A 10,205-nucleotide genomic window follows, 5' to 3' on the forward strand; every position below is an offset into this window, starting at 1 on the left:
CCCCGTCTCGGTCAATCCCAGTGCGGCGGGCGCAGGTGGCCGGGGTTGACGATGCGGCCGTCGGGCTTGGCCAGCGCGTGGATCGCCTGCATCTCGTCTGCCGACAGTGCAAAGTCGAACACGTCGAAGTTTTCCTTCAGGCGGCTTTCGGTCGCCGTCTTCGACAGCGCGATCACGCCGTCCTGCTGCACGGCCCAGCGCAGCACCACCTGCGCGGCGGTCTTGCCGTGGCGGGCGGCAATGTCCTGCAGCACCGGGTCCTTCGGCACCCGGCCATCGGCCATCAGGTAATAGGCCGTCAGCGAAATGCCCCTGGCACGGGCCGCCTCCAGCAGCTTCGACTGATCGAGATAGGGGTGATATTCCACCTGGTTGGTGGCGATCGGCGCGTCCGAAAGGCTCGCCGCCTCGTTCATCATCGCGATGTTGAAGTTGGAAATGCCGATATGCTTCACCTTGCCTGCCGCCTTCACGGCGTTGAGGCTGTCCATGCGTTCGGCCAAGGGCACGTCGCTCTGCGGCCAGTGCAGGAGCAGCAGATCGACATGGTCAGTCTTCAGTTTCTTCAGGCTTTCATCGACGGAGGCGGAGAAATCCCGGGCCGCGAACCTGTCGACCCAGACCTTGGTGGTCAGGAAGATCTCGTGGCGCGGCACGCCGGAGGCGGCGATCACCTGGCCGACTTCGGCCTCGTTGCCATAGATCTGTGCAGTGTCGATGTGGCGGAAGCCGAGGTCGATCGCCTTCGGCAACACGCTGAGGATCTCGTCGCCCGGCATGCGGAAGGTGCCGAAGCCGAGGGCGGGAATGTTGGCGCCATTGGCGCTGACGGTGTGCATGGTCACTCCTTGCGGGTGGGTTCGGGGATCAGGCGGCGGCGGGCGCCGCGGGGAAGGAGACCCCTTCTACATGGGTCCCCGAGGGGCAAGTTCAAGCACGTCCGCCGGCGGCTGCCCCGCGCGCGGTTCTGTCGAGCAGGCCGCTTGCGACCGTGAGCCCCAGCGCCACGGCCACCAGGGCCGCGCCGAACAGCGGCGTTGCGCCAAGGCCCAGCGGCGAGTCCACCACCAGCCCGCCGATCCACGCGCCGCCGGCAATGCCGAGATTGAAGGCGGCGATGTTGAGTGCGGAGGCGACATCGACCCCGCCCGGGCGGTAGCGCCGGGCGAGCTGCACCACATAGATCTGCAGGCCGGGCACGTTGGCGAAGGAAAGGAAGCCGAGCGCCGCCAGCGTGACGAGGGCCGCAATGGCGTGCGGGGCGGTGAAGGCAAACAGCGCCAACACGACGGCCTGCAAAGCAAACAGGCCGGTCAGCGCCTTGACCGGATCGCGGTCCGCCAGCCGGCCGCCGCTCAGATTGCCGACCGCGATCGCAAGCCCGTAGAGCACGAGGACCAGGCTGACGCTGCCGGCGGAAAGGCCGGTGATCTCCTGCAGCATCGATGCCAGATAGGTGAAGGTGACGAAGGTGCCGCCATAGCCGAAGGCCGTCATCGCCAGCACCAGAAGCAGGCGGCCGGAGCCCAGTACGCGCACCTGGTCCATCAGGCCGGCCGGTGCCGCCTTCGGGAGCGTCGAGGGCAGGAGCGCCAGGATGCCGAGGAAAGCGATCGCGCCCAGCCCAGCCACGGCCACGAAGGTGGCGCGCCAGCCAAAGGTCTGGCCGATCAGCGTGCCGAGCGGAACGCCCGTGACGATGGCGACCGTCAGTCCGGTGAACATCAGCGCAATGGCCGAGGCCCGACGGTTTTCCGGCACGAGATCGGCAGCAATCGTCGCGCCGACGGAGAAGAACACGCCATGGGCGAAGGCCGACAGCACGCGTCCGACCAGCAGCAGGCCATAGCCGGGGGCAAGGGCGGTGGCGAGATTGCCGGCGATGAACAGCGCCATCAGGCCGAGCAGCAGGGTCTTGCGGTTCAGCCGGCCGCTCAGCGCCGTCAGCACCGGCGCGCCGAAGGTGACACCGAGCGCATAGATCGAGACGATCAGCCCGGCGAGCGGCAGCGTGATGTGAAGATCGGAAGCGACGGTCGGCAAAAGGCCGACGATGACGAATTCCGTGGTGCCGATCGCATAGGCCGCGATCGTCAAGGCATAAAGGGCAAGAGGCATGGGAGGGTCTCCGGAAGGGAAAAGCGTTGCACCGCAGATAGACCGTGGCCCTCTTGTGAACTAGATTGCGCATGAGAATATCAGTTGTGAGGCAAAGTCACAGATGGCGCGTGCCGACATCAACCGGTCCGGCGAGATGGAGGTCTTCGTGCGGGTGGTGGAGACCGGCGGCTTTTCGGCCGCCGCCCGCAGCCTTTCCATGACGCCTTCGGCGGTCAGCAAGCTTGTGGCACGGCTGGAAAAGCGGCTGGATGCCCGCCTCGTCAGCCGTTCCACCCGCCAGTTCCGCCTGACGCCGGAGGGGCGGGATTTTTTCGAGAGAGCAACGGCCATCCTCGCCAGCATCGAGGATGCCGAACGGGCGGCGGGGGCCGCGGTGAAGGCGGTCGGCCGCATCCGCCTCAACACCAGCTCGGTCTATGCCACCCATGTGCTGAACCCGCTGCTGCCGGATTTTCTGGCGCTTTATCCGGGCGTCACGCTCGACATCGCCCAGACCGACCAGGTGATCGATCTGCTCGCCGATCATGCCGATGTCGCGGTGCGCACGGGGCCGCTGAAAAGTTCCAGCCTCGTCGCCCGCAAGCTCGGCGAAACACGGCTGGTGGTGGCGGCAAGCCCGGCCTATCTCGCCAGGACTGGCACCCCCCGGGTCCCGGCCGACCTTGCCGGCCACAACCTCATCTCCTTTTCCTACAGCCGCAGCATCCGCGAATGGCCCTTCGTGGTGTCCGGGGAGACGGTGATGGCGGTGCCGTCCGGCGCGGTGCAGGTGAATGACGGGGAGGGCATGCGCCAGCTGGCGCTCGCCGGCGTCGGCATTGTGCGGATGGGGGAATTCGCGCTGGCGTCCGATCTCGCCGCCGGCCGTCTGGTGCCGCTGATGGAGGATCTGAACCCCGGTGATCGCGAGGCCTTCTACGCGGTCTATGTCGGGCAGGGCGGGCCGCTGCCCTCGCGGGTGCGGGCGCTTCTCGATTTTCTGGCCGAACGGGGCCGCGTCGGCTGAGCCGTTCGCCGTTTCGCGCAGGGCAGCCGTCCCCGGCCTGCTGTTCGCTTGCGTGCGTCCGGGCCGCCGTTCAGCGTCCGGAGGGAAACAGGCGGCGGCCGAACCTGTTGCGCAGAAAGGCGGAGGTTTTGTAGCGCAGGCCTGCCGGCCGTTCGGGATCGACCCAGTCGGATTCGGCAATCATGGCGTCATCGATGCCGAGCGGTCGCCGTTCCACAGGGCGAAGTCCGGTGCCGCCCGGCTGCGTCAGGGTCGCGATCGCCTTCAGCAGCGAGCCGCCGTTGCCGGCGATGGCGGCGGATACCTGTTGCGGCGTCGAGCCCAGATGCTCGGCCAGCAGGTCGTCGCGCCGGAATCGGATCCGCTCCCGCACCGTATCGTCCTCCGCTTCGAGGATCACGTCGCTTTCGGTGTCGTAGCCCATGGAGCGGTTGTTGAGGTTGGCCGAGCCGAGCTTCAGGAGGCGGTCGTCGGCAATCATGATCTTGGCATGCACATAGATTGGCGTGTCTGCCGCATTGACCGGGTAGAAGATGCCGAAGCGGCCGAAGCGGTCAGCCTTGCGGACGATGTCGATCATGCGGCTGCGCGCCGTGTCCATGGTCTTTTCCTCCAGCCAGCCGCTGGCGGTCTTCGGGTTGACGATGACGATCTCCGGCCCGTCCGGCTCGGCAAGCCGTTTCGCCATCGCCTCGGCCACCCGCCGCGAGGCGAAATACTGGCTCTCCACGTAAAGACTCCTGCGTGCGGCGGCGATGATGGCAAGCGTCGCCGTCTCGATCTCCACCACCTCGCGGCGCTCGCGGTAGCGGGGTGCCGTGCGGGCAATGCCGACCCTGACGCCGGCAAAATCCGGCGACAGTCCGTCCGGCCAGAGATCGGTCACCTCATAGGGCGCGCGCAAGGCCTCCTCCGTCGCCACGCGCCAGCGATCGCGGGCAAGATCGCCGAGTGCACGCGCGGCCGGGCCGGACATGCAGGTGGTGGCATCATGCCAGGGCGGCTCGGCAAAGCCGAAGGGCGAACGGCGCAGCGGATGGTTGTCCCGGTGCTCGCGCGTGTCCCAGCGGCCGACCGTCATGTCGATGCCGCCGCAGAAGGCCACCGCATCGTCAATCACCAGCAGCTTCATGTGGTGGGCGGCCAGCGGCGGATGCGCCCGGTCGAACTTCAGGTGGATCTGGCGCGAGGTGATCCAGCGCAGCATGTGCAGCGGCGTCTCGCCGCGGGTCAGGGAGGCGATCAGTCCCAGATCCCATTTCAGGATGTGGATCCCGAGCTGCGGCGTGCGGCGGGCCAGATGTTCCAGGAAGCGCCCGAGGCGATCCGGCTCGTTCGTCTCCTGCGGTGTCAGGCGGATGCGGGTGTCGAAATCCCAGCCGATCAGGATGATCGAATGGCGGGCTTTGAGCATGCAGTCCCTGGCGTGGCGGAAGAAATCCGCGGCATCGATGATGACCGAAAAACGATCCGCCTCGGCGATGCGCCAGCAGGTTTCTCCTTCCGCCAGTATGGATGTCATGCCCTCTTCCGTTGCCGCGCCAGACCCCCGGCAAGACGCAAGGAAGGGTAAATTTGTTCCCGCAAATTTGATCTCAATCGAATTTACGCCGCATAAATCTGTCATAATGCGCGGCAGAGAGAGTATGAGGGCTGATGCGAATTTCCTGGTGTCTGGTGTGGATTGCGATTCTGGTCGCCATCGTGCTGTGCATTCCGCTGATTGAGCGGAACGCCTTCGAAACCCGCACGCGCGGCTCCGAGACGGGCGAAAACGCACCCCTGCTGCCGGCTCCGCCGCAGCGACCGTGAAGGCGGCGTGAACGCGCGCTGCGCATTTTCCATCAGCGGCGATGATGGGTGCATTCGCCCCGTTTACCGATGACGAACGGCGATGACCGGGAAGGCCGGGCGGGGAGCAATTTTCTTTCGATTGCGTGCCTTCTTCTAAAAATCCCTTGACCGGGCAAGCCTGCGGCGCGTTCATTTCCACCAGTTTTGCACGCGCACGGAGAATAACATGCCTGTCGATACCACGCCCCGCAGCCCCACCTGGACCTTTGTCGACGGGGACTGGATCGCCGGAAATCCCCCGCTGATCGGCCCCACCTCGCATGCCATGTGGCTGGGCTCGACCGTGTTCGACGGTGCCCGCTGGTTCGACGGCATTGCGCCCGATCTCGACCTGCATTGCCAGCGCGTCAACCGCTCGGCGCTTGCCATGGGGATGAATGCCACGATGGCGGCCGAGGAGATCGAGAGGCTGGCGCTCGAAGGCGTCCGCAAGTTCGATGGCAAGACGGCCATCTACATCAAGCCGATGTACTGGGCCGAGCACGGCATGGCGACATCCGTGGTGGCCGCCGATCCGGAGTCCACCCGCTTCGCGCTCTGCCTGTTCGAGGCGGCGATGCACACCGCAAAACCCTCCTCCATCACCGTCTCGCCCTTCCGCCGGCCGAACCCGGAAGTGGCGATGACCGGCGCCAAGACCGGCAGCCTCTATCCCAACAGCGGCCGCGCCATCATCGAGGCGCGCGCCCGCGGCTTCGACAATGCGCTGATGCGCGACATGAACGGCAACGTGGCCGAAACCGCCTCCTCCAACATCTTTCTGGTGAAGGACGGGGTGGTGATGACGCCGGTTGCCAACGGCACCTTCCTTGCCGGCATCACCCGCTCGCGCGTCATCACCCTTCTGCGCGGCGCGGGGATCGAGGTGCGCGAATGCACGCTGACGGTCGAGGATTTCAAGGCCGCCGACGAGATCTTCACCTCCGGCAACTATTCGAAGATCGTGCCGATCAACCGGCTGGACGACCAGGAATTCCAGGAGGGGCCGGTCGCCCGCAAGGCGCTTGCGCTCTACATGGACTGGGCCCGCGCCACGACGAAGGCCGCCGCCTGAGGCGTGCCGGGCAAGCCCGCGCGATGCCACGGCAAACCCCTTCCCGTGCGGGGAAGGGGGGAGATCGAACCGCGGCTGCGACCGGGTGTTCCCTGCCGGCCGCCGTTTGCCGTCATCCTTCCTCAGCACAGCGTGCGGACCGGCGAAATGGCAAAAATCGCGTACCGTTTTCGGCCCTCGCGTGGTTGCCTCGCGCCGCGTTCAAACCTATGTTCCGCCTCAACATCGCTTCAGGTGTTTTGCCGAAAAGGAGTAAGATCATGGCCTTTGAACTTCCCGAACTCCCCTATGCCTACGATGCGCTCGCCCCGTTCATGTCGGCGGAAACGCTCGAATTCCACCACGACAAGCACCACAAGGCTTACGTGGACAACGGCAACAAGCTGGCTGCCGAAGCCGGCCTCGCCGACCTGTCGCTGGAAGAGATCGTCAAGAAGTCCTATGGCACCAATGCCGGCCTCTTCAACAATGCCGGCCAGCACTACAACCACGTCCACTTCTGGAACTGGATGAAGAAGGACGGTGGCGGCACCAAGCTGCCGGGCAAGCTGCAGGCCGCGATCGACAGCGATCTTGGCGGCTATGACAAGTTCAAGGCCGATTTCGTTGCCGCCGGCACCACGCAGTTCGGCTCCGGCTGGGCCTGGCTCTCGGTCAAGGACGGCAAGCTCGTCATCTCCAAGACCCCGAACGGCGAAAACCCGCTCGTGCATGGCGCGTCCCCGATCCTCGGCGTCGATGTCTGGGAGCATTCCTACTATATCGACTACCGCAATGCCCGCCCGAAGTACCTCGAAGCCTTCGTCGACAGCCTGATCAACTGGGATTACGTGGCTGAACTGTACGAAGCCGCCACGAAGTAAGCGGCGCCGGCGCACGACGCCGGTCACAGCCAGGAAATCAGAAGGCTCCGGTTACGCCGGGGCCTTTTTCGCGTGGCGGTCTTGGCGCCGAATTCGACGCCGGCGGTTCTGGTGATCGGCGGGCGGCTTGTGAGTGAGCGGCATGCTCGTATCGCCGTAGACAAGACCGTCAGCCCTCTGCTGTTGAAACGGGCAGTGTCGCCTATGGCTACCCTCTCTACCGCCGTTCCCGCCCGAGGGAGACCATGGCGCGGTACTTTTTATTTCTTGTATTTCTAAAATATTCAGAAGTGAATGTTGCTGCTCGGAAGCTGCAAAAGCAGAATTTATCCTAAAAATAGGACGTTCTATTTTGGGGCTAATGTATTGCAATGCTTACGGAAAAATATAATCACGGTGAGTGACTGCCCGCTGCACGCGCTATGATTCTTTGTTGTGTACGGGTTTCCCGATGCAAGGTCGGGTCAGGGGTGTTTTAATCAGGTGAAATGATGCAGGGATTTGTTTCAGGAAGGTATTGGTGCGCGGTCTCGGCGCTTGCGCTGATGGTGGGCTGGGGCGGTCAAGCCTGGGCCATGCCGGTTGCTGCGCATGAAATTGTCGGCATGAGCCGCGATGGTTCGGTCTATCTGGATCGTCAGATGGCATACGAGAACAACGATTACGTTGTCACGTATCGCCTGGTTTCCACGGCAAACGGTACGAGCGTGACGATCGAGTTTCCGCCTGGGGCAAATAACCCCTACATCGCTGGCATGAGCCCGGACGGCAGTGTCCTTGCTGGCGTCTATTATACGGACAGTGGCCCGAAGGCCTTCATCTGGAAAAATGGTCAACTGACATTTTCCTCTACGCTCAGTTCGTTTCTCAATGTCGCTGGTGTCAGCAACAATGGAATCGTTGCAGGCACGCAGTTTGATCCTTCGTCATCGAACGCGTTGATCTGGCAGGACGGACGTTTTACGCCTGCCCCGCATGATGGCCCTGTCACCAGTACATCCGCCGCGGCCATCAGCCTTGATGGCTCCACGGTTGTCGGTGAAGTCACGTCATCGGGTGATAACGGCCACTATCATGCAATGGTGTGGAAACTGGCTGATCAAAGCGTCTTCAATATCGATACACTTTACGATCGGTCTTCGGCAGAATTTGTCAGCCGGGATGGTTCCGTTGTTGCCGGCGAGGGAACCCATTTCGGCCAGGACGATCAAGACGAATATCGCGTGTTCCGCTGGTCCATGCTCGGTGGGATGCGCGACATCGGCACTTTGGGCGACTCTGGTCAATACATGTCGCTCTCGGCAATGTCCGATGACGGCAGTGTTCTGGTCGGCACGGGGGGCGTGCAAAGCGGGGCAGACCATGCCTATCGCTATGTCGCGCCGGCACAGCCGAACGGGACCGGCGAACTGACCGATCTGGGCACGCTCGGCGGTCAAAATTCATATGCTCGCAATGTCAGCGCCGATGGGCGCTACGTGGTGGGCTATGCCCAGAATGCCGAGAATGTGGATCGGGGTTTCCGCTGGTCGGAAGCAACCGGCATGCAGTCCATCGAGCAATGGCTGTCGGCGGCTGGCGTGACCTACAACTATGCCACTGTTGATGCCGAGTTCATCTCCGATGACGGCAATGTCGTGACAGGCCTGACGGACGAGGGCAATATCTACGTGGCGCGCGTCGGCGCGGTGAGCGGCATCATCGACGAGGCCAAGTTCTTCCCCACGGTCGTTCAGGCCGCGTCCACCTCGGTGCAGAACAATGTGGGCAACGCCAATACCATCATGTTCGGCGCACAGGGCAATCCGATGCGCAACCTGCTCACCGAGGGACAGCGCTCCGTCTGGGGAACGGTCGATGGCGGCTATGACAACAGCGATCTGTCGGAAGGCGGTCTGGCGCTCGGGGAATTCGGCTTCGGCTACGGCATTGCCGAGGGTGTGACGGCCCGCTTCTCGGTGGGCGGCACCTACAGCAACCAGGATCTCGATGCCGGCGGTTCGGTGCGCCAGCGTGGCTACTATCTCTCGCCGGAAGTCTCGACGCATCTCGGCTCGGATGTCTATCTGACGCTCGGCGGCTATCTCGGCCGCAGCAGCATCGATACGGCCCGCGGCTATCTGAACGGTTCGTCGCAGGACTATTCGAACGGCAGCACCCATGCCGATACCTGGGGCGCCAAGATCCGCTTCGACTGGCTGAACGCGGCCAATATCGGCGCAACCGACATCACGCCCTATGCCGGCCTCTCCTATGCCCGCACGAAGGTGGATGGCTATACGGAAACCGGCGGTTCGTTCCCCGTCAGCTATGACGAGACGAAGGACCATTCGACGGTGCTGCGCATCGGTGCCGATTTCGTGCATCCGCTGACCGACACGGTTCGCCTGCTGGCCAAGGCCGAGGCCGACTACCAGTTCGAGAAGCATGCGGCCACCACCAGCGGCACGCTGATCGGGCTCAACGACTTCAGCATTGCCGGGCAGGATCTGAAGCAGTTATGGGTGCGTGGCGGTCTTGGCGCCGAATTCGACGCCGGCGGCGGCACGGCCTCGCTGATGGTGAACGCCACCACCGAGGGTCAGGATCCCACCGTCTGGGTCCGCGCCAACTACACCGTCAAGTTCTGACGCCACAGACCGGATCGCCGGCGCCACAAGGTGCCGGCGGTTCTGGTGATCGGCGGGCGGTCGCCTGCCTCAGTCCGCCAGCCGTGCCCAGCGCTCGTGGTCGCACCACACGCCGTTGATCTTCAGGTAGCGCGGCGAAAAACCTTCCTTCGAGAAGCCGCAGCGGGAGACGAGCGCGATGGAGCGCCGGTTGCCCGGCTGGATATTGGCCTCGACGCGATTCAGGCCGATCTCGTCAAACGCATGCACCAGCACCCTGTTCAGTGCCGCCGTCATCAGCCCGCGGCCGGCCAGCGCCGCCATGCCGTAATAGCCGAGATAGCAGCTGCGGAAATTGCCGAGCGCGATCTGGCTGAGGTTGAAGACGCCGATGATCTGCTGCGTCGCCGCAAGGCGGGCGATCAGGCTCACATTGGCGCCCGTCATCACCTGCCCGTACCAGGCCTCGAATCCCGCCTCGTCGGTTGGCGGCATCACCCAGGGGCGGTGATGCCAGAGGCTTTGCACATTGGCGGCCAGCAGATCGGCGGCGTCGCTGCGCAGCACGGGGCGAAGATCGATCGCCTCTGCGGCGGGAAGGGGTTGCGTCATCTCTTTCATGGGGCGTCTCCGATCAGGGCACGGCGGTTAAGCCGCAGGGGCGGCGCGGTCAATGGGCAAAGGCACGCGCCACCTGC

The 10,205-nt window shown here is 64.1% G+C and carries 9 protein-coding genes; 5 read left to right on the plus strand and 4 right to left on the minus strand.

Annotation, left to right across the window (positions count from 1 at the left end; all coding sequences use genetic code 11):
• Nucleotides 1-11 precede the first annotated feature (11 nt).
• Nucleotides 12-839 carry an aldo/keto reductase gene (locus FNA46_RS19575; RefSeq protein WP_143126894.1) on the minus strand — a complete coding sequence of 276 codons (828 nt, stop codon included), beginning with the start codon at nucleotides 837-839 and terminating at the stop codon, nucleotides 12-14.
• Between the two features lie 91 nt (nucleotides 840-930).
• On the minus strand, nucleotides 931-2,118 hold the full coding sequence (locus FNA46_RS19580) for an MFS transporter (protein ID WP_143126895.1): 1,188 nt from the start codon (nucleotides 2,116-2,118) through the stop codon (nucleotides 931-933).
• Between the two features lie 103 nt (nucleotides 2,119-2,221).
• On the opposite strand from FNA46_RS19580, the gene FNA46_RS19585 reads away from it, so the two are divergent.
• Complete coding sequence (locus FNA46_RS19585; protein WP_143126896.1) at nucleotides 2,222-3,127, plus strand: LysR family transcriptional regulator; 906 nt, start codon at nucleotides 2,222-2,224, stop codon at nucleotides 3,125-3,127.
• A gap of 70 nt (nucleotides 3,128-3,197) precedes the next feature.
• On the opposite strand, the gene FNA46_RS19590 is transcribed toward FNA46_RS19585, so the two are convergent.
• Nucleotides 3,198-4,649: a phospholipase D-like domain-containing protein gene (locus FNA46_RS19590; RefSeq protein ID WP_143126897.1), complete on the minus strand. Its 1,452-nt coding sequence runs from the start codon at nucleotides 4,647-4,649 to the stop codon at nucleotides 3,198-3,200.
• 134 nt (nucleotides 4,650-4,783) lie between these two features.
• Here FNA46_RS19590 and FNA46_RS26160 point away from each other — a divergent pair, with 134 nt between their 5' ends.
• The 4 genes from FNA46_RS26160 (at nucleotide 4,784) to FNA46_RS19605 (ending at nucleotide 9,528) form a co-directional block, all read left to right on the plus strand.
• The gene (locus FNA46_RS26160; protein ID WP_185969916.1) at nucleotides 4,784-4,939 is read left to right on the plus strand and encodes a hypothetical protein; all 156 of its coding nucleotides are present in this window, start codon (nucleotides 4,784-4,786) and stop codon (nucleotides 4,937-4,939) included.
• Between the two features lie 208 nt (nucleotides 4,940-5,147).
• Complete coding sequence (locus tag FNA46_RS19595) at nucleotides 5,148-6,035, plus strand: branched-chain amino acid aminotransferase (protein ID WP_143126898.1); 888 nt, start codon at nucleotides 5,148-5,150, stop codon at nucleotides 6,033-6,035.
• A gap of 260 nt (nucleotides 6,036-6,295) precedes the next feature.
• Complete coding sequence (locus FNA46_RS19600) at nucleotides 6,296-6,898, plus strand: superoxide dismutase (RefSeq protein WP_143126899.1); 603 nt, start codon at nucleotides 6,296-6,298, stop codon at nucleotides 6,896-6,898.
• A 605-nt stretch (nucleotides 6,899-7,503) separates the two neighbouring features.
• The gene (locus tag FNA46_RS19605) at nucleotides 7,504-9,528 is read left to right on the plus strand and encodes an autotransporter domain-containing protein (RefSeq protein WP_185969917.1); all 2,025 of its coding nucleotides are present in this window, start codon (nucleotides 7,504-7,506) and stop codon (nucleotides 9,526-9,528) included.
• 69 nt (nucleotides 9,529-9,597) lie between these two features.
• Here the strand turns inward: FNA46_RS19605 and FNA46_RS19610 are convergent, their stop codons facing one another.
• Nucleotides 9,598-10,128 carry a GNAT family N-acetyltransferase gene (locus tag FNA46_RS19610; RefSeq protein WP_246103216.1) on the minus strand — a complete coding sequence of 177 codons (531 nt, stop codon included), beginning with the start codon at nucleotides 10,126-10,128 and terminating at the stop codon, nucleotides 9,598-9,600.
• Between the last annotated feature and the right edge of the window lie 77 nt (nucleotides 10,129-10,205).

Source organism: Affinirhizobium straminoryzae (assembly GCF_007004135.1).
Classification (GTDB): Bacteria; Pseudomonadota; Alphaproteobacteria; order Rhizobiales; family Rhizobiaceae; genus Neorhizobium; species Neorhizobium straminoryzae.